Origin of the sequence: Alienimonas sp. DA493, from assembly GCF_043951915.1 — a bacterium.
GTDB lineage: Bacteria > Planctomycetota > Planctomycetia > Planctomycetales > Planctomycetaceae > Alienimonas.
In genome coordinates this window covers 1-18806 of record NZ_JBINJD010000100.1, presented here as the reverse complement: position 1 = coordinate 18806, position 18806 = coordinate 1, and the positions used below count along the sequence as shown (strand labels likewise).

Below are 18806 nucleotides of genomic sequence, written 5' to 3'. Positions count from 1 at the left end.
CCCCTTCCGAGGGCCGGGACGCTGTCGTTTTTGGCCCCCGCCCCGTCGGCGGGGGCGGTTCTTTCCCGCGACCCGGTTAGACTGCCCGCATGTCCGTCGCCGCCCCGGAAGCCCCCGCCGTCGCGGACCGTCCCGCCTCGGCCGGCGCGGGCGCCGCGCGAACCGACGACGGCTCCGCCGCCATCGAGGCCCGCGGCCTCACCAAGACCTACCGCGTCTACCGCAAGCGGGAGGGCCTGCTCGCCGGCGTCGGCGGGCTGTTCCGGCGGGAGTACAACGAGGTCCACGCCGTGCGGGACGTCTCGTTCCGAGTCGAGCGGGGGGAGATGCTGGCGTTCCTCGGCCCCAACGGCGCCGGGAAGACGACGACGCTCAAGCTGCTCGCCGGGCTGATCCACCCCAGCGACGGCGACGCCGCAGTGCTCGGCTACACGCCGTGGGAACGCTCCAACGCCTACCGCCGCCGGTTCAGCCTCGTGATGGGGCAGAAGAACCAGCTCTGGTGGGACCTGCCGGCCCAGGAGTCGTTCAACCTGCACCGCGAGATCTACGGCGTGCCGCCGGCGGAGTTCGCGCCGCGGCTGGACGAACTGGTCGACCTGCTCAAGGTGCGCAAGTTAATTGGCCAGCCGGTGCGGGAGTTGTCGCTGGGCGAGCGGATGCGGATGGAATTGATCGCCGCCCTGCTCCACGCCCCGGAGGTGCTGTTCCTCGACGAACCGACGATCGGACTGGACGTGGTCAGTCAGCGGACGGTGCAGACCTTCCTCAAGACCTATCAGGCCGAACGCGGCACCACGGTGATCCTCACGAGCCACTACATGAAGGACGTGGAGGCGCTGTGCGACCGGGCGGTGATCATCGACGACGGCACGCTCCGCCACGACGGCCCGCTGAGCGGGATCGTGGAACGATTTAGCACCCACAAAATTATCGAGCTCTCCTTCGCCGGCGAGGTGCCGAACGACCTGGAGCGGTACGGCGCCCCGCTGCAGGCCGTCGCCCCGCGGGCCCGCATTGAGGTCGCCCGGGCGGAGATCCCCCGCGTGCTGGCCGACCTGCTGGACCGGCACCGGATTGAGGACGTGAGCGTCAACGACCGGCCGTTGGAGGAAGTCATCGCGGATCTATTCGGAGAACACGAACACGACCCGAGCGTCCCGGACGCTTGAAGCGTCCGGGACGCTCCCGCGAGGAGCGTTCATGTCCCTCCGACTGAATTGGTGGATCCTCAAAACCGCGATGGCGGAGCGGCTGGCGTATCGGGCGGACTTCGCCTTCAGCACGCTGGTGCGGTTCCTGCCGATCGTCACGCAGATCTTCCTGTGGACCGCCGTCTACGCCGGCACGCGGGAGGATAGCCTGAACGGCTACTCGCTGCCGGAGATGATCAGCTATTACCTGCTGGCGATGGTCGGCCGAGCGTTCAGCAGCATGCCGGGGCTCGCCAGCGGCATCGCCCTGGAGGTGCGGGAGGGGGTCGTCAAAAAGTACCTCACCCAACCGATCGATATGCTCGGCTACCTGTTCGTGCATCGGGTGGCGCACAAGCTGGTGTATTACCTGATCGCCGCCGGGCCGTTCGCGCTGGTGTTCTGGCTCTGCCGGGATTATCTGCCGGACTGGCCGGGCTTCGCGGTGTTCGGAGCGTTTTTGACGAGCCTGGCACTGGCGTTCGCGATCGGGTTTCTGATCGAAAGCCTGATCGGGCTGATCAGCTTCTGGTTCTTGGAAATCAGCAGCCTGTTGTTCATCTATATGATGCTGAACTACTTCCTCAGCGGGCACATGATTCCGCTGGACTGGCTGCCGGAGCCGGTGACGGCGGTCGTCGTCTGGCTGCCGTTTAAATATCTGGCCTACGTGCCGGCGGCGATCCTGCTGGGCAAATACTCGCCGGAGGAGTTGCCCGGCGTGCTGCTGACGGGGGCGGCGTGGGCGGTCGGGCTGCTGATCGTGAACCGCGTCGTCTTCCGCCGCGGGGTGCGACGGTACGGGGCGTTCGGCGGCTGAGCCCGGGGGCGGGTTCCGTCGACGACGGATTCGCCCGGGTGGATTCTTAGGAACTCTGTGGGAACGGGGATCACCCCGATCGGCGGCGCGTGTCCGCCGCGTACACTCCCGCCCCGCCGCCTGCCCCGCGGTCGCCGCCTCGCCCCGCCGCCGCATGACGACCTCCGAACCGTCCCCGCCGCCGCCCGCGTCCCCCTCAAGCCGGCCGAAGGCGGAGGTGTATCACGCCGCCTTCTGGATCGCGTTCGCGGCGAACCTGCTGGTCGTCTCCTCGAACGCGCTGACGTTTCGGTTCGCAGAACTGGTCAACTTCCTCGGCGGCACCGAGGGGCTGGCCGGGCTGACGGTCTCCGTGGCGACGTTCGGGGCGGTGGCGGCCCGGTTCAAGATCGGCGAGGCGATCGACCGCTTGGGCGTGCGGAAGGTGTGGGCCGCGTGCAGCGCCACCGGCGTGAGCGGCGCGTTGGTGCTCGCGGCGGCCGGTCCGCTGGCGGAGGCGCTGCCGAAGGACGCCGGGCCGGTCCTGGCCTGGCTGGGCGAGCGGCTGCCGATTTTCCTCGGTCGGCTGCTGTTCACCGTGGGGCTGGCGGGGCAGTTCGGCTGTTCGCTGGTCCACATTCAGAACATCGTGCCGGCCCGCCGCCGCACGGAGGCGATCGCGACCTTCGGCAGTTCGGGCTTTCTGGGAATGATGTCCGGCACGATCCTCGGCGACGTGATCTTCTATCAAACCGTCGGGGCGGACCGTTATCTGGCCCTGTTCGGCGCCAGCGCCGCCTGCGGGACGATCTATCTGTTGTTCACCCTGTACCTCACGCGGTCCTACCGGCACGATGCCCCGGACGAGCGGACTGGGTCGCTCACGCTACTCCGCCGGTACTGGCCCGGCCCGGTCACGCTGGTGGGCGGGGCGATGGGGCTCGGCTTCGCCGTCTCGACGGTGTTTCTGACCCGCTTCGCCACCGCCCGCGGGCTGCCCGGGATCTTCCCGTTCTTTATGGGCTACGCGATCAGCGCGTTCACCTTCCGGGTGTTGACGCGGCGGTGGAGCCAGAAGGTCGGCCGGCACCGGATGATCGATTTCGGCCTCGCCGGGCAGATGCTCGGGTTCCTCTGCCTGCCGCTGGTCTCCGAGGGCTGGCACCTCGTGCCGCCGGCGATCCTCGTCGGGTTCGGGCACGCCCTGCTGTTCCCGGCGGTGGTGAGTCTCGGCACGGAGACGTTCCCGCTGCGGTACCGCGGCACGGCGTCGACGCTGATTCTGGGGTTCTTCGACCTCGGGATGCTGATTTGCGCCCCGGTGTTGGGGGGGATGGTGGACCTCGGCGTGGCGTCAGGGCTGTCCGGCGGAACGGAGTTCATTCCGATGTTCGTGGGGGCGGCGCTGCTGGACGGCGGGATCGGGCTCTACTACCACCTCGCCGCCGGCCGACGGGAGGACGTGGACGTGCTCGCCGAGGCGGAGAAGCGGGGCGAACTGCACGGGACGCCGGAGCGAACGGCCCCCCCGACCGGACGATTCGAGCCGATCGGGCCGCGTGCGGAACGCGCGGGGCGGGAACCGATCGCCGCCGGGCGGTAGGGTTTCGGCGTGTCCGCCAACGCCCCGCCCGCCGCCGCGCCCCCGTTCGCCCCGTCGCCCGCCGAGGGACCGGCGACGGAGGCGGACCTGGCGGAGCTGGACCGGCTCGCCACCTCCTACCGCGCCCTGACGGAGCAGATCGGCCGGGCGATCGTGGGGCAGACGGAGGCCGTCGAGCAGACCTGCGTGGCCCTGCTGGCCGGCGGGCACGCCCTGCTCGTCGGCGTGCCGGGCCTGGCGAAGACGCTGCTGGTCCGCACGCTCGCGGAGGCGCTGGACCTGGACTTCAACCGGGTCCAGTTCACCCCGGACCTGATGCCGGCGGACGTCAGCGGCGGCGAGGTTCCCAATCACGCCGGCGGCGACGGCCCGTCGTTCCGGTTCGAGCCGGGGCCGATCTTCACGAACGTGCTGCTGGCCGACGAGATCAACCGCACCCCGCCGAAGACCCAGGCGGCGCTGCTGGAAGCGATGCAGGAGCGCCAGGTGACCGCCGCCGGCCGCCGGCACCCGCTGCCGGACCCGTTCTTCGTGCTGGCGACCCAGAACCCGATCGAAAGCGAGGGCACCTACCCCCTACCCGAGGCCCAGCTGGACCGGTTCCTGCTGCAAATCGCGATCGACTACCCCTCCGAGGAGGACGAGGTGGAAGTCGTCCGCCGCACCACCGCGGGCCCGCCGGCGTCGATCGAACCGGTGATCGGCCGGGAGCAACTGCTCGCGGCCCGGGCGGCGGTCCGCAAAATCGCGGTCAGCGACGCGACGCTGCGGTACGCGACCCGATTGGCCCGGGCCAGCCGGCCGGGGGCGGAGGTCAGCGGGGTGAACCCGGGGGCGCTGGAGTTCGTCATGGAGCACGTCCGCTGGGGCGCCGGGCCGCGGGCCGCTCAGGCGTTGATCCTGTGCGCCAAGGCCCGGGCGGCGCTGCGGGGCGAGGTGCACGCCGGCGGGGACGACGTGGCCGCGGTCGCCCCGGCGGCGCTGCGACACCGCATCCTGCCGAACTTTCACGCCGACGCCGCCGGCCTCACCGCCGACGACCTCGTCGCCCGACTGATCGCCGCGGTCCCCCGGCAGGCGGAGGCCGGCCCGCGGTGGCTGCGGGAGATTCTGCCGTAGGGACCGCTGTGCGGACCGACTGGTGTGTCGGCCGCCGTCCTCGAACGCGGTCCGCATAGCGGACCCTACGGGACCGCCCCGCTTGTTTCGCGTATCCTCCCCCCCGCCCCGCGTGTCCCCCGGGCGCCCCGTTCTGCTTTTTCGTTCTCATGTCCCGACGCGTCCAACTTTACGACACCACCCTCCGCGACGGCTCCCAGGGGGAGGGCGTCGCGTTCAGCGTGCAGGACAAGCTGCTGATCACCCAGCGGTTGGACGAACTGGGCTTCGACTTCATTGAGGGCGGCTACCCGCTGAGCAACCCGAAGGACGCGGAGTTCTTCCAGCGGGTCCGCGACGTGGACCTGAAGCACGCCACGCTGTGCGCCTTCGGCATGACCCGCCGCCGGGAGATCGCCGCGGAGGACGACGTCGGCCTGAAGGCGCTGCTCGCCGCGGAGACGCCGGCCGTCACGGTGGTCGGCAAGACGTGGGACCTGCACGTGAACGAGGTGCTCCGCGTCAGCCGGGAGGAGAACCGAGCGATGATTGCGGACTCCGTCGCCTTCCTGCAGGCCGGCTCCAGCGAGAGCGGCGGCCGGCGGGTGATCTACGACGCGGAGCACTTCTTCGACGGCTACCGCGCCAACCCGGAGTTCGCTCTCGAGACGATCCGGGCCGCCGCCGACGCCGGGGCGGAGATCGTCGTGCTCTGCGACACCAACGGCGGCAGCCTGCCAGACTTCGTCGCCGAGGCGGTGCAGGCCGCCCGCGAGGCGGTCCGCTGTCCGGTGGGCATCCACTGCCACAACGATTCGGACCTCGCCACCGCCAACACCCTCGCCGCCGTGCAGGCCGGGGCGGTCCAGGTGCAGGGCACGATCAACGGCGTCGGCGAGCGCTGCGGCAACGCGGACCTGATCGCCGCCGCCGCGAACCTCGCCCTCAAACTGGACTGCGAGGTTCTGCGGCCCGCTGCCGACGGGGACGGCGGCGTGCAACACCTCACGGAGCTGAGCCGTTTCGTTTACGAGACGGCGAACCTCTCGCTGCGTCGCGGCCAGCCGTTCGTGGGCTCCAGCGCCTTCGCCCACAAGGGCGGGATGCACGTGCACGCGGTCAATCGGTTGGCGAGCAGCTACGAGCACATTGACCCGGCGAAGGTCGGCAACGAGCGGCGGATCCTGGTCTCGGAGCTGTCCGGCCGGTCCAACATCGTCGCCGCGGCGACCAAGCTGAAGATCGACGCCGACGATGCCCTGATGCGCAAGGTGCTGGCGCGGGTCGTCGAGCTGGAGCACGCCGGCTACCAGTTCGAGGCCGCCGAGGCGAGCTTCGAGTTGCTGGTCAAGAAGTGCGCCGGCACCTTCGAGTCGCACTTCAACCGGGACCACTACCGGGTGAACATCGAGAGCGGGCAGGAGACCCGAGTCGCCGGCGAGGAGCCGGTGACGGAGGCCAGCGTGAAACTGCGGATCCCGATGGAGGACGGCTCCGAGGAGGTGCGGCACGAGGTGGCCGAGGGCGACGGCCCGATCAACGCCCTGGACGCCGCCCTCCGCAAGGCGCTGCTGCCGGTTTACCCGCAACTCGCCGAGGTCTCGCTGACGGACTACAAGGTGCGGGTCATCAACCCGACCGAGGGCACCGCGGCGAAGGTGCGGGTGATGATCGAATCCCACGGCTCCGGCCCCGGCGAACCGGCGGACTGGTCGACCGTCGGCGTGAGCGAAAACGTTGTGGAAGCCAGCTGGCTGGCCCTGTGCGACAGCATCGAATACGCGCTGGCACGGTGCGACGCACCGGATGCGGTCGGTCGAACGTAACTCGCCGGCGTTTCGTTTCCTGCTTCGGAGAACGTCCCGATGCTGACTCTCACTGCCGATCCGCCGCCCGCGGGGTCGGCCCCCCCGCCGCTGCGGATCACCGCCGATCAGTTCGCCGCGGACGCCGAGGCGGGGCGTTTTCCGCCGGACCGGAAGGTGGAACTCCTCGACGGACTGGTCGTGCTCCGGGACGCCCGCGACTCCTACCAGGACGAGGTGACGATCATGGGTCCGGAGCACATCAGGACGGTCGTTCGGGCTCGCAAACTCCTCGAGCCCCTTGTCGAAGCGGCGGGCGGCGTCTACCGGGAAGAAAAAACCGTTCTCCTGCCGCCTCACGACGGTCCGCAGCCCGACGGAGCGATCGTGCGAGGGCCGGTGGAGAGATACGACGATCGTTACCCCGTTGCGGAGGACATTCTGCTCCTGCTGGAAGTCGCCGATAGCTCCTACCGGAACGAACGGACGACGAAAGTCCGCATCTACGCCGAGACCGGGGTGCCGGTCTACTGGCTGATTCATCTCCCGACCCGCACCCTCGAGGTGCGCAGCGCCCCGGACCCCGCGGCGGCGACCTACCAGTCTCTCGTCACCCTCGCCGCCGCCGATACGGCGACGCTGCCGCTGCCCGGCGGGGACGTCTCTCTGCCGCTCGCCGATCTGCTCGGCTGAACCGCCCGTCCGTCCGGCTGAACGAACCGGCCGATCTGCTAGAACACGCTATGGACCTTCCCAAGCAGTACGACCCCGCCGCCGCCGCCGCCAAGTGGACCCCGGTTTGGGACGAGGCCGGCGCCGCCCACGCCGATCCGCCGGAGACGCTGGGCGTCAGCCCGATCACCGGCGCCGCCGAGCCCGTGGCCGACGGGGCGGAGCCGAAGCCGTCGCACGCGGTGATGATGCCGCTGCCCAACGTCACCGGCGCCCTGCACATGGGGCACGCCCTCAACGGCACCGTGCAGGACCTCGTCACCCGCTGGCGGCGGATGCAGGGCTTCGAAGCCCTCTGGCAGCCCGGCACCGATCACGCCGGCATCGCCACGCAGGCGGTCGTCGAACGGCGGATGCTGGAGGAGGAAGGCCTCACGCGGCACGACGTCGGCCGGGAGGCCCTCGTGAACCGCATCTGGGCGTGGAAGGAGACCTACGAGGGCCGCATCCTCGGGCAGCTGAAATCCCTCGGCGCCAGCGCGGACTTCCGCCGGACGCGCTTCACGCTGGACGACATGTGCAGCCGGGCCGTGCGGGCGGCGTTCTTCAAACTGTTCCGCGACGGCCTGATCTACCGCGGCAAGCGGCTGGTGAATTGGGACACCCACCTGCAAACCGCCGTCGCCGACGACGAAGTGTTCGAAGAGGAAACGCAGGGCTCTTTCTGGACCTTCCACTACCCAATCGTCGACGCCGACGGGAACGACACGAAGAAGTCCATCCAGTTCAGCACGACCCGGCCGGAGACGATGCTGGGCGACGTGGCCGTCTGCGTGCACCCCTCGGACGAACGCTACGCGGACCTCGTCGGCGAGCGGGTCCGCGTACCGCTGACCGGGCGGCTGGTGCCGATCATCGCCGACGCCCTGCTGGCCGACCCGGAGAAAGGCACCGGGGCCGTGAAGGTCACCCCGGCCCACGACCCCAACGACTACGCCTGCGGTCTGCGGAACGGGCTGGAGATGCTGAACGTCCTCCACCCGGACGGCACGATGAACGAGGCCGCCGGCCCGTTCGCCGGGCTGGACCGGCTCAAGGCCCGCGGCAAGGTGGTCGAGGCGATGGAGGAGCTCGGCTTCTACGACGGCGTGGAGGACCGGGTAATCCAGCTGAAGCACTCCGACCGCTCCAAAACGCCGGTGGAGCCGTTGCTGAGCGATCAGTGGTTCGTCCGCATGGGCCCGTCCGAGGACGGCTCCGACGACGTGGACCTCGCCCAATCCGCCATCGACGCCGTCGAGGAGGGCGCCGTCCGCTTCTACCCCAGCCGCTACCAGAAAACGTTTACCGACTGGCTCGGCGAGAAGCGGGACTGGTGCATCTCCCGCCAACTGTGGTGGGGGCACCGCATCCCGATCTGGAGCCGCACCTTCCCCGCCGGGGAGTTCGATTCGAAGTACCCGGACGGCTGGGAGATCCCCGCCGACGAAGCCGGCCGCGTCGCCGTGCAGACGACCCGCGACGCCGAGGCCGACACGGTCACCGTGCTGATCTGCATCGCCGACGACGCTGCGGACCTGGAGGAGAAGTACGCTGCGGAAGGGTTCGAGCAGGACCCGGACGTGCTCGACACCTGGTTCAGCAGCGCCCTGTGGCCGCTGGAAACGCTCGGTTGGCCGGAGGAGACGCCGGACCTGCAATATTTCTATCCCACCAGCGTGCTGGTCACGAGCCGGGACATCATCACCCTGTGGGTCGCCCGCATGGTGCTGTTCGGCAAGTACCTGCGGAACGACGTGCCGTTCAAGCACGTCTACATCCATCCGAAGATCCTCGACGGCTTCGGGCGGACGATGTCCAAGTCGAAGGGCAACGGCGTCGATCCGTTGGAGCTGGTGGAGAAGTACGGCCCGGACGCCGTGCGGTTCACGATCGCCAGCTTCGCCGGCGAAACGCAGGACGTGCGGCTGCCCGTCAGCTACGAGCACCCCGAGACTGGCGAGATCGTCCCCCAGACGCAGGCCCACACGGAGGCCAAGCCGGAGCAGGCCGAGGACGGGTCCCTTGTCAAACCGACCGTCCGCTTTCCCAAGGCGAAGGCGGATCTGCAGTACGTCACGCCGAACTACGAACCGGACCCCGGCGTGCCGGTGGCCCGCGTGGTGGCGGACCGCTTCGAGTACGGCCGGAACTTCTGCAACAAGCTGTACAACGCCGCCCGCTTCGCGGCGATGAACCTGAAGGGCTACGTGCCCGGCCCGGTCGCGGCGGCGGACCTTCAGCTTGAAGACCGCTGGGTGCTCTCCCGGCTGGCGAAGGTCACGGCGGAGGTGGACACGCTGCTGGGGCGCTACCAGTTGGACGCCGCCACCCGGGCGCTGCGGGGCTTCGTCTGGGACGAGTTCTGCGACTGGTACGTCGAGATGGTCAAACCCCGCCTGCGGCTCGCCGAGGGCGAGGAGCAGACCGAGGAGCGGGCCGCCGCCCAGCGGGTGCTGGTGCACGTGCTGGATTCGATCCTGCGGCTGGTCCACCCCTGGGCGCCGTTCGTGACGGAGGAGGTTTGGGCGAATCTCAAGGAGGTCGCCCCCGAACGCGGTCTGCCGGAGCCGACCTCAGCGGCCGACCTCTGCGCCCTCGCCGGGTGGCCGGAGGCCCGACGAGAGGATGTGGACGACGCCCTCGAAGCCCGCTTCGACGCGTTAAAGGAGGTCGTCGTCGCGGTGCGGAACGTCCGCGGGGTCTACAACCTCCCGCCGGCGGCGCCGCTGCAATTGCACCTCCGCAGCGCGGAGGACTTCGCGGGGGATCTCGGCTCGATCGCGGAGCAGTTCGACCAACTCGCCCGGGTGGTGCTGGCGAAGGCCGGCGCCGAGGTGACCCGCCCGCCGGCCAGCGCCGCCTTCTCCCTGAGCGCCGGCGGCGAGGACGGCGCCCCCGCCGAGGGCTTCATCCCGCTGGGCGACGTCATCGACCTGGACGCCGAACGCGAGCGCCAGCAGGCCGAGGCGGAAAGGCTCCGCGGCCACATCGCCGGGCACGAAAAGAAGCTCTCCAACGAGAACTTCGTCTCCCGGGCCCCCGCCGAGGTGGTCGAGGGCGTGCGGGAAACGCTCGCCACGCTGAAGGCCCAGCTCGCCGCGGCGGAGAACGTGCTGGCGGAGCTGGAGTAACGAATGACGAATGACGAATGACGAATGACGAATTTTCTCGTCAGTATGTTCGTCATTCGACATTCCTCATTCGTCATTTCGGACGCCGCCCGACGCTGCGGTAGAATGGCGTCCCCGCCGCCGCCCCCCCGGAGTTCGCCCGTGCTGGTGCCGATGCGCCTGAGCCGGATCATCCTGTCCGACATCAACGAACAGCAGGTCCTCTGTCTGACGGAGATCGCCGACGACGGCTCGGACGGCGAGCGGACGTTTCCAATCCTGGTGGGCGAGTTCGAAGCCGGCAGCATCCGCCGGGCCGTCACCGGCGACGCCGCCCCCCGGCCGCTGACCCACGACCTGCTGAAATCGGCGATCGAGGAGTTGGGGGCGGAGGTGAAGGACGTGGTGATCTCCCACCTGCAGGACCACACCTACTTCGCCAAGATCCGTCTGCTCCGCGACGGGACCGAGACCGAACTGGACAGCCGGCCCTCCGACGCGATCGCCCTCGCCGTCCACCACACCCCGCCCCGCCCGATCTTCGTCAGCGAGGCGGTGTTGGACGAGGTGACGTAAGCCCTGACGGTGAGCCCGAAGCGCAAGCGAGGCTCGGAGCCGTCCACCCTCGCTTGCGCTTCGGGCTCACTGAGTCACGTCCGTCAGTTGCATTCCGCCTCCAGCGGGCCTTCCAGTTCGTCCAGGTAGAACAGCCGGCCGGGCAGCGTGGGCATGTAGGTGGACGGGATCCACGGCGTCGGTTCGTGGCGGAGGGTCGTCCAGAAACTGAGGCCCTGCCACTGCATGCCGCGGCCGAGCACGCCGTCGCAGCCGCCGATGATGCGGTCGCTCTGGAGGAACAGCCCCGGGCCGATCGTGTTGGCGTAGGCCGGCACCAGCGTGGTGCGGGACTTGAACGACGTGATCGCGTTCTGCTCCACCGTGAGGGGGTGCAGCTTCGCCCCGAGGCGGTGCGTCGCGGCCTTCCAATCGGCTTCGCTGTCGTACTCCGCGGCGAAGTGCGGCTCCCAGAAGGCGATGTGGCAGACCCGGCCGACGCCGAACACCGTGACCAGCTCCGCCCCGTCCGCCTTGAGGGCGGCGATCTTCTCGGCGTAGGTCGGCAGGTTCTCGGCGGTGGCGAAGTTCCGCTGGCTCTCCGGCGGGGCGGCCCTGCCGAGGGGGCCGTAGAACGCCTGCGTCATCGCGTTGGTGAAGGCGCCGGGGTCGGACGGCGGGAGCGTGCCGCCGTCGGCGTCGCTCCATTCGTCCATGTTGAAGCCGTGGACGTGCCCGCAGTCCACGCCCCATTCGGTCAGGAAGAACACCGCCCAGCGGTACATGCCCATCGGGCCGACCGGCAGGATCATCGCCAACTGCTTCCCGGCCTCACGGGTCCGGCGGATCGTCAGGGCGATCTCGTGGCCCATGCGGACGTCGAAGTCCTCGACGGTGTCGCAGGAGACCGGCTCGAAGTCCGCGTGCCAGTGCGGCTGCCGGTCCCGGGCCGTGCCGGGCTCGCCGACGCAGGCGTCGATCGTCCGCAGGTCCCAGCCGTCCGGGAAGAAGCCTTCCAGCAGCGAGCCGGGGAGCGTGTCGGGCAGATTCATGGCGGAACCGGGCGCGGGGGAAGCGGGCGCGGGGAGCGGGCGGGTCGCTCACGTTAGCGGGGGTTCGTACACTCCGCCGCCGTCCCCGGCCCGCCGCGATGACCGACGCCGAACCGCCCCCCCCGCCGTCCGACGCCCCCGCTGAGCCCGCCGGGGCCGCCGCCGCGGCCGAATCGCCGCCGCGGGTGGAGCCGCGGCCCGTCACGAATCAGCGGGACGGCCTCGCCCCGCCGCCCCTGCCCGGCGGCGCCTTTCCCCCGCCCTCAAATCGTCCGGTGGACTGGACCTATTGGCTGCCGGAGGTCCGGCTGCTGGAAGCCCCGCGGATCGCCCTGTCCCCGACGATCGTGGCGCTGGCCTTTGCCGGCCTGCTGGCCGCCGCCGCGGGCGACTTCGCCCTCAGCGAACTCGTCGGCGGCCCGATCCGGGCGACGGCTTCCACGTTCCCCTGGGACCCGCCGCCGGCGGCGTACTTCGGTCCGCCGTTGCCGGGGGCGCTGGAGGAGAGCCCGGCCGTCCGCGCGCTGATCGCGCCGCTGCACCTCCCCGCCGCGGGGCTGAACGACCTGCTCAGCGTCGCCGATTGGCCGCAGACGCTCGGCGGGGTCGCCCGATTGTTCTGGGCGTTGCTGGTGTGGGGGTTCTTCGGCACCGCGATCTGCCGGGCCGCCGCGGTGCGGTTCGCGGTCGGGGCGAGCGATTCGCCGCTCGCCGCTCTGCGGATGGCCGGGGGACGCTGGGTGAGTTCCCTCGGCGGGCCGCTGCTGCCGGCGGTGGGCTTGGGCGTCCTGGCGCTGGGGTTGATCGTGTTGGGGTGGGCGGGCGATCTGCCGGCCGTGGGGCCGTGGCTGGTCGCCGTGCTGTGGGGGGCCGCGCTGCTGGCGGGACTGGCCGCGGTCGTGCTGATCGTGCTGTTGGCGGTCGGTTGGCCGCTGATGCTCTCCGCGTTGGCGGTGGAAAAGTCCGACGCCTTCGACGCCTTCAGCCGGGCGTTCAGCTACGTGCTCGGCCGCCCGCTGCGGCTGGCGTGTCACGTCGTCGCGGGGGCGATCGTCGCGGCGGTCGCCGTCACGCTGGTGCAGTTCGCGGCGGCGGCGGCGGCGCTGCTCGCCGCGGCGGGCGCCGGCGTGGGCATGGGTCCGGCGGACCTCGCCTCGCTGGGCGTGCGGCCGGGTGCGGAGGGAACCGCGGACGCCGCCGCCGCGGGCGAGATCTGGCTCGCCCTCTGGACGGCGCTGCCGGCGGCCTACGCGGCCGGCCTGTTCTGGACGCTGGTCGCCGTCAGCTACTTCCTGCTCCGCTACGCGGACGACGCGGTGGAGACGGACGAGATCTGGCAGCCCGGCCGGGAGGACTCCGCCGGCGGCGGCGAAGCCCTCCGCACCGGCGTGGCGGCCAGTTCCGTGCCCGTCATCGAACGCCCGCACCGGCCGACGGTGTAGGGTCCGCTGTGCGGACCGCCCCGTCTGGTCGGAGCGTTCTCGGAACGGTCCGCACAGCGGACCCTACCAGCGCAATACCCCGGTGCCCCAGGTCAGGCCGGCGCCGAAGCCGCACAGCAGCAGGGCGTCGCCGGGTTCGACCTGCCCCTTCCGCACGGCCTCGTCCAGACAGAGGGGGATCGACGCGGCGGAGGTGTTCCCGTACCGGGAAAGATTGTTCCAGACCCGCTCCGGATCGAGCCCCAGACAGCCGGTGGCGTGGTCGAGGATGCGGATGTTCGCCTGGTGGAGGAAGTAGCCGGCGACCTCGGTGGGGTGGAGGCCCTCGGTCTCCAGCACGTAGCCGATGCTGTGTTCGATCGCCTCGACGGCCCACTTGAAGACGGTGCGGCCGTCCATCGAGAGGTAATGCTTGCCGTCGGCGACGCCCTCGGCGGTGATCGGAGTGCGGGTACCGCCGTGGGGGATCTCCAGCAGCGGCCCGCCGCCGCCGTCGCTGCCGAGCTGATAGCGGACCAATCCCTGATCTGGCCCGCCGGCGCTGAGCACCACCGCTCCGGCGCCGTCGCCGAACAGCGGGGCGACGGTCATCTCGGTGGGGTTCACGATCCGGCTGTTCAGATCGGCCCCGATCACCAGGGCGTGTTTCGCATTCCCGGTGGCGACGTACTGGGCCGCGGTGACGAGGGAGTACATGAACCCGCTGCACGCCGCCTGCACGTCGAACGCGGGGGCGTCCAGGCCCAGCCGGTGCTGGACGAGGTTCGCGGTGCTCGGGCAGGACTGGTCCGGCGTGAAGGTGCCGACGACCAGCAGGTCGACGTCGGCGGCCCGCAGCCCCGCGGCGTGCAGGGCGTCCCGAGCCGCGGGAACGCACAGGTCGCTGGTGGCCTGATCCTCCGGGGCGTAGCGCCGCTCCAGAATGCCGGTGCGGCGTTCGATCCAGCCGGGCTCAAAGCCGTGCTGAACCTCCAGTTCCTCGTTCGTCACGACCCGCGGGGGCACGTGCGAGCCGGTGCCGACGATCCGCACGCCGGTCAGGCGTTGGGTGCGGCGGGAACCCCGAAAGTACTTCGGCGTCTTCCGGGGACGGTGCGCGAAATCCTCGATCGGAACCTCCGGGAGACGGCGGCCGTCGGCGGGCGACGGCGCCACGGGCGAGCGGAACGCCTGCGCGTCCGAGGCGACGGCGTCGGGGAGCGTTTCGATGTGGCTCAACGGGACGGCCGGCGGGCGGGCGGTGCGGAACTCGGGCGGAGCCGGATTCGTACGAGAGGGAAAACAGTATACTGACGCCCCTTTCCGCCAGCCATGCCGGTCCGCACCGTCCCCGTGCCAACGCCCCCCGCCCCGCCGGTCGACCCGCGCAAGCCGCACCGCATCCGCCTGCGGGGGCCGTGGGAATGGGCCGCCCGGGGCGAGCCCGCCGCCCCCGCCCGGTTGCCCTTCCAGGCCGCCGGACCGGGCGTGCTGCGTCGTTTCTTCAACACGCCGACCGGGCTGGAGGACGGCACGACGGTGCGGCTCTCCGTCGCGGCCGAGCCCGCCGTGCCCCCGGCGAGTCTCGACGACGCCCCCCTCCCCGCCCCGCCGGACGGCGGCGCCGGAGCGGCGATCACCCCGCTGTTGGGGGCCGCGGGATCGCGGCGCCGGTTGGATCTGACGCTGTCGGCGGGGACGAGCGTGGAGGAGGTCGCCCTCGAACTGCACCTGCCGGGGCCGCCGGACGCCGGTCAGACGGTCGCCTCGTAGCAGACGCGAACCGGGCCGGTTTCGCCGTCGGGCCGCACAACCTCGAACCGCACGCCCTGCGGCAGCGCCCGCGTCGCCCTCACCCGGCCGAGGCCGTCCGCCGGATGGCAATGCACCCGCGGCGTGCCCGGCAGCGCCGGCCAGAACAGCACGTGGCCGCTGCCGACGCCGCCCTCGCACCGCACGAGCAATTCCCCCTCCACCGCGTCCGCGGTCCGGCTGAACCACTGATCCGGCTCCGGTTCGTCGCACTCCGGCTCCTCAAACTCCGGATCGTCCAGTTCCGAGTCCTCGAATTCGATACCAGCGCGGAGCGCACGCTCCGGCGGTGCGGTTCGAACTTCGGCAAGGGCGACGGCCGGAGCTTGCGCTGCAGGCTCACGCCCCAGGTCGTGGGGTTTTGCGAGAGGCCCCTCTGGCCGCAGACGCGGTTCCCGCCGGACGGTCCCCGTCGTCAGCAGGGCGAGCCAGGCGGCGATCGCCGCGACCGTGGCCCCCTCCCAGCCGAATGCGCCGATCGCCCAGCCGGCGAACGGGGCCGCCGCAATCCAACCCCGCCAGACCCGCGGGGCGTTTCTCCACCCCCAAACGGCGGCAGCGAGGGCGAAACCCGCGGCGAGCGTCGCCCGGACGGGCCAGGAGCCCACCGCCAAGCCGAGACAGACGGTCGTCAGCAGCACGGCGGCCGACAGGCCCCACGCCGCCGCACACGCCGGGCCGATCCATGGGCGGCAGCGGGGCGGCGCGGCGAACATCCCCCCGACCATCGATCGGAGCGGGCCGGCAGGTCAACGCGGGTTTCGCCGCTGCAACGTCGTCAGGAGTGGGCCGCGTCCTTCAGCGCGGCGGCGTGCTCCGTTTGCTCCCAAGTGAAGGCGTCGCCGGTGCGGCCGAAGTGCCCGCCGTGAGCGGTGTCGCGGAACACCGGGCGCCGCAGGTCGAGGTGCTCGATGATCGCCCGCGGGGTGAGCGGGAAGATCTCGCGGATGGCGGCGGTCAGCTTCTCCTCGGGCAGTTCGCTGGTGCCGAAGGTTTCGCACCGCACGCTGACCGGGTCCGACACGCCGATGGCGTAGGCCAACTGGACTTCGCAGTACTCCGCCAGGTCGGCGGCGACGATGTTTTTGGCGACGTGCCGGGCCATGTAGGCGGCGCTGCGGTCGACCTTGGTGGAGTCCTTGCCGCTGAACGCCCCGCCGCCGTGCCGGCCCCAACCGCCGTAGGTGTCGACGATGATCTTCCGGCCGGTCAGGCCGCAGTCGCCGTCCGGGCCGCCGACGATGAACTGGCCCGTCGGGTTGATGTGGTAGGTGACGTCGCCGTTCAACATCTCGTTGGGGATCGCGTCCTTCACCACCACGTCCCGCACGAACGCCTTGATGTCCGCCTGAGAGACGCCCTTGGCGTGCTGGGTGGAGACGACGACGGCGTCCACGGCGACGGGGCGGTCGTCCTCGTACCGCACGGTCACCTGGGACTTGCTGTCCGGCCGCAGCCAGTCGACCTCGCCCTCGAAGCGGGCTTTGTTCAGCCGGGCCAGCACCTTGTGGGCGAGGCTGATCGGCAGGGGCATCAGTTCCGGCGTTTCCTTGCAGGCGTAGCCGAACATCAGGCCTTGGTCGCCGGCGCCGACGTCCTTCTCGTCCTTGGCGTCCACGCCCATCGCGATGTCGGCGCTCTGCTCGTGCAGATAGTTCTCGAACGCCAGGGTGTCGGCGTGGAACTTCACGTCCTCGTCCAGGTAGCCGATGTCCCGGACCACGCCGCGGACGACCGGTTCGAGGTCCGGGAACGACACGCCCTCCGGCAGGCGGATCTCCCCGCCGAGCACCACGCGGTTGGTGGTGCACAGGGTCTCGCAGGCGCACCGCACCTCGGCCCGCTGCTTCTCCGGCGTGGCGGCCAGCAGGGCGTCCAGCACCGCGTCGGAAATCTGATCGGACACCTTATCCGGGTGCCCCATGCTCACCGACTCGCTGGTGAAGAGGAAATTCGCCATGGGGACTCCGATCGGCGCGCACGGGCGGCGCGAAACTGTACGAATAAAACGCGGCGGGCGCGTCGGTGGATCAGTAAGTGAAGCACGGGCCGGTTCGCCGGCGCCGGAGAGTCTAGCGGTCCGCCCGCCGACCGGGCAAACCGCCGCCCTCGCGGCTCACGCAGCCCGCGCCAGCGGCGCATCCGCTGCGACGCCGGCGACCGGCAGCAGGGCCACGACCGCGTCCGCGGTGGCAGCGGTCGCGCCGGCGTTTTCCCGGATCACCTGTTGCGCCCGCGAGCCGATCGCCGCCCGGACCGCGGGGTCGGTGAGGAACCCGAACGCGGCGGCGGCCAGCGAGGCGGCGTCGGTCACCTCGGTCGCCGCGTCGGCGGCCTTCAGCTTGGCGACGACGTCGGCGAAGTTGCGGGTGTTGGGGCCGAAGGTCACCGCCGCCCCGTACGCCGCCGGCTCCAGCATGTTCTGCCCGCCGCGGTCGTTCAGGCTCCCGCCGACGAACGCGACCGTCGCCAGACCCCACGCCGCGGAGAGGTCGCCGAGGGTGTCGAGCAACAGGACGGGGTGAGGGGGGAGGGGTGATGAGGGAGGAGTAATCGGCGAGTCGGCGGACCGTTCCTCCTCCCCCCTTCCCCCTTCCCCCTTCCCGCGAATCCGGCTGAGGCGCCGGAGGGCGTGGCCGCGGGCTTCAATCAGCGACGCCACCGCTTCGAACCGCTCCTTGTGGCGGGGGGCGATCAGCAGGCGGCAGTCGGGGACCGTGCGGCGGATCTGTTCGTAGGCGTCCAGCACGATCGCCTCCTCCGGGTCGCCGGTGCTGCCGGCGAGCAGGACCGGGGCGTCTTCGTCCAGCCCGAACGCCTCCCGCAGCACCCGCGTCGCGGGGTTGGCCGAATCGACGCGGAGGCCGTCGAACTTCACGCTGCCGGTGACCGCAACCCGCTCGCGCGGGGCGCCGAGGGCGACGAAGCGGTGGGCGTACTCCCCCGTTTGGGCGCCGACCCACGCCAACCGGGCGAACGTGCCGCGGATCAGCGGGCGGACGCGGCGGTAGCCGCGAAAGCTGTTGGCGCTCAGCCGGCCGTTCACCACGGCCGCCGGCACGCCGGCCGCCTCGCAGCGGCGGACGAGGTTCGGCCACAGTTCCAGTTCGACCAGCGCCAGCGCCGAGGGCCGGGTGCGACGCAGGAACGCGTCGATCGCCCAACTGAAATCCAGCGGGGCCTGGTGGACCGCGACGTCCGGCAGCTTTTTGCGGGCCACCTCCAGCCCGGTGCCGGTGGAGACGGTGACGACGTGAACCGCCTCCGGCCGCCGCTCCCGCACCGCGGCGATCAGGTTGGGCAACTGCAGGACCTCGCCCACGCTGACGGCGTGCCACCAGAGACACGGTTCGTCCCCGGTGCGCGGTTCGACGCGGCCGGTCAGCTTCTCGTTCCAGCCGGTGCGGTCCTTCCCCTGCGCGAACCGGCGCCACGCCAAGTAGGGCGCGGCGAGGACCAGCGCGAGCAGGTAGGCGGCGTTGAACAGGTGCGGCATTCCCTTGCCGGTCCGGAGTGTTCGTGGGCGCTCAGGCGTCGGCGCCGTGGCACTTCTTGTACTTCTTCCCGCTGCCGCAGGGGCACGGGTCGTTGCGGCCGACGTCCGGCGAGGTGTTCTTGATGGGGGCGACCGCGGCGTCGGCGCC

At 70.9% G+C, this 18806-nt stretch carries 16 protein-coding genes; 10 read left to right on the top strand and 6 right to left on the bottom strand.

Translation table 11 applies throughout. The features are described 5' to 3' along the window. Positions 1–89 precede the first annotated feature (89 nt). From ACG2DA_RS15090 to ACG2DA_RS15055, 8 genes are all read left to right on the top strand, one after another. Positions 90–1172, top strand: coding sequence for an ATP-binding cassette domain-containing protein (locus tag ACG2DA_RS15090; RefSeq protein WP_395256615.1), 1083 nt, complete (start codon positions 90–92; stop codon positions 1170–1172). Between the two features lie 31 nt (positions 1173–1203). Continuing rightward, positions 1204–2013 (top strand): ABC transporter permease, encoded by an 810-nt coding sequence (locus ACG2DA_RS15085; protein ID WP_395256614.1) that lies wholly within the window; start codon positions 1204–1206, stop codon positions 2011–2013. Between the two features lie 217 nt (positions 2014–2230). Next, on the top strand, positions 2231–3595 hold the full coding sequence (locus ACG2DA_RS15080; RefSeq protein ID WP_395256613.1) for an MFS transporter: 1365 nt from the start codon (positions 2231–2233) through the stop codon (positions 3593–3595). 9 nt (positions 3596–3604) lie between these two features. After that, positions 3605–4714 (top strand): AAA family ATPase, encoded by a 1110-nt coding sequence (locus ACG2DA_RS15075; protein ID WP_395256612.1) that lies wholly within the window; start codon positions 3605–3607, stop codon positions 4712–4714. 149 nt (positions 4715–4863) lie between these two features. Beyond that, positions 4864–6519 (top strand): citramalate synthase, encoded by a 1656-nt coding sequence (cimA, locus tag ACG2DA_RS15070; protein ID WP_395256611.1) that lies wholly within the window; start codon positions 4864–4866, stop codon positions 6517–6519. Between the two features lie 39 nt (positions 6520–6558). Next, positions 6559–7191, top strand: coding sequence for a Uma2 family endonuclease (locus ACG2DA_RS15065; protein ID WP_395256610.1), 633 nt, complete (start codon positions 6559–6561; stop codon positions 7189–7191). Between the two features lie 50 nt (positions 7192–7241). Beyond that, complete coding sequence (locus tag ACG2DA_RS15060; RefSeq protein WP_395256609.1) at positions 7242–10343, top strand: valine--tRNA ligase; 3102 nt, start codon at positions 7242–7244, stop codon at positions 10341–10343. A 141-nt stretch (positions 10344–10484) separates the two neighbouring features. Next, positions 10485–10898: a bifunctional nuclease family protein gene (locus tag ACG2DA_RS15055; protein ID WP_395256608.1), complete on the top strand. Its 414-nt coding sequence runs from the start codon at positions 10485–10487 to the stop codon at positions 10896–10898. Between the two features lie 83 nt (positions 10899–10981). Here ACG2DA_RS15055 and ACG2DA_RS15050 read toward each other — a convergent pair whose 3' ends face one another. Continuing rightward, positions 10982–11929 carry a 6-phosphogluconolactonase gene (locus tag ACG2DA_RS15050; RefSeq protein ID WP_395256607.1) on the bottom strand — a complete coding sequence of 316 codons (948 nt, stop codon included), beginning with the start codon at positions 11927–11929 and terminating at the stop codon, positions 10982–10984. A gap of 98 nt (positions 11930–12027) precedes the next feature. Between ACG2DA_RS15050 and ACG2DA_RS15045 the strand changes: the two genes are divergently transcribed. Next, on the top strand, positions 12028–13371 hold the full coding sequence (locus ACG2DA_RS15045) for a hypothetical protein (RefSeq protein ID WP_395256606.1): 1344 nt from the start codon (positions 12028–12030) through the stop codon (positions 13369–13371). Positions 13372–13434: 63 nt separating this feature from the next. On the opposite strand, the gene ACG2DA_RS15040 is transcribed toward ACG2DA_RS15045, so the two are convergent. Further along, positions 13435–14589, bottom strand: a complete 1155-nt coding sequence (locus ACG2DA_RS15040; protein ID WP_395256605.1) for a 3-oxoacyl-ACP synthase III family protein — start codon at positions 14587–14589, stop codon at positions 13435–13437. 114 nt (positions 14590–14703) lie between these two features. On the opposite strand from ACG2DA_RS15040, the gene ACG2DA_RS15035 reads away from it, so the two are divergent. Continuing rightward, positions 14704–15123, top strand: a complete 420-nt coding sequence (locus tag ACG2DA_RS15035; protein WP_395256604.1) for a hypothetical protein — start codon at positions 14704–14706, stop codon at positions 15121–15123. Here ACG2DA_RS15035 and ACG2DA_RS15030 read toward each other — a convergent pair. The 4 genes from ACG2DA_RS15030 to ACG2DA_RS15015 form a co-directional block, all read right to left on the bottom strand. After that, entirely contained in the window at positions 15105–15878 is a 774-nt protein-coding gene (locus tag ACG2DA_RS15030; RefSeq protein ID WP_395256603.1) for a hypothetical protein, read from the bottom strand. The genes ACG2DA_RS15035 and ACG2DA_RS15030 overlap by 19 nt on opposite strands. 62 nt (positions 15879–15940) lie before the next feature. Continuing rightward, complete coding sequence (metK, locus tag ACG2DA_RS15025; protein ID WP_395256602.1) at positions 15941–17122, bottom strand: methionine adenosyltransferase; 1182 nt, start codon at positions 17120–17122, stop codon at positions 15941–15943. A gap of 156 nt (positions 17123–17278) precedes the next feature. Beyond that, positions 17279–18658 carry a 3-deoxy-D-manno-octulosonic acid transferase gene (locus tag ACG2DA_RS15020; protein ID WP_395256601.1) on the bottom strand — a complete coding sequence of 460 codons (1380 nt, stop codon included), beginning with the start codon at positions 18656–18658 and terminating at the stop codon, positions 17279–17281. A 31-nt stretch (positions 18659–18689) separates the two neighbouring features. Continuing rightward, positions 18690–18806: SEC-C metal-binding domain-containing protein (locus ACG2DA_RS15015; protein ID WP_395256616.1), on the bottom strand; the 117-nt coding region annotated here is incomplete at its 5' end.

What these genes read in the sequence shown, in the direction of transcription:
- ACG2DA_RS15090 (WP_395256615.1), top strand. Translation starts at nt 90, where the DNA reads ATGTCCGTCGCCGCCCCGGAAGCCCCCGCCGTCGCGGACCGTCCCGCC.
- ACG2DA_RS15085 (WP_395256614.1), top strand. Translation starts at nt 1,204, where the DNA reads ATGTCCCTCCGACTGAATTGGTGGATCCTCAAAACCGCGATGGCGGAG.
- cimA (WP_395256611.1), top strand. Translation starts at nt 4,864, where the DNA reads ATGTCCCGACGCGTCCAACTTTACGACACCACCCTCCGCGACGGCTCC.
- ACG2DA_RS15065 (WP_395256610.1), top strand. Translation starts at nt 6,559, where the DNA reads ATGCTGACTCTCACTGCCGATCCGCCGCCCGCGGGGTCGGCCCCCCCG.
- ACG2DA_RS15060 (WP_395256609.1), top strand. Translation starts at nt 7,242, where the DNA reads ATGGACCTTCCCAAGCAGTACGACCCCGCCGCCGCCGCCGCCAAGTGG.
- ACG2DA_RS15050 (WP_395256607.1), bottom strand. Translation starts at nt 11,929, where the DNA reads ATGAATCTGCCCGACACGCTCCCCGGCTCGCTGCTGGAAGGCTTCTTC.
- ACG2DA_RS15045 (WP_395256606.1), top strand. Translation starts at nt 12,028, where the DNA reads ATGACCGACGCCGAACCGCCCCCCCCGCCGTCCGACGCCCCCGCTGAG.
- ACG2DA_RS15030 (WP_395256603.1), bottom strand. Translation starts at nt 15,878, where the DNA reads ATGTTCGCCGCGCCGCCCCGCTGCCGCCCATGGATCGGCCCGGCGTGT.
- metK (WP_395256602.1), bottom strand. Translation starts at nt 17,122, where the DNA reads ATGGCGAATTTCCTCTTCACCAGCGAGTCGGTGAGCATGGGGCACCCG.
- ACG2DA_RS15020 (WP_395256601.1), bottom strand. Translation starts at nt 18,658, where the DNA reads ATGCCGCACCTGTTCAACGCCGCCTACCTGCTCGCGCTGGTCCTCGCC.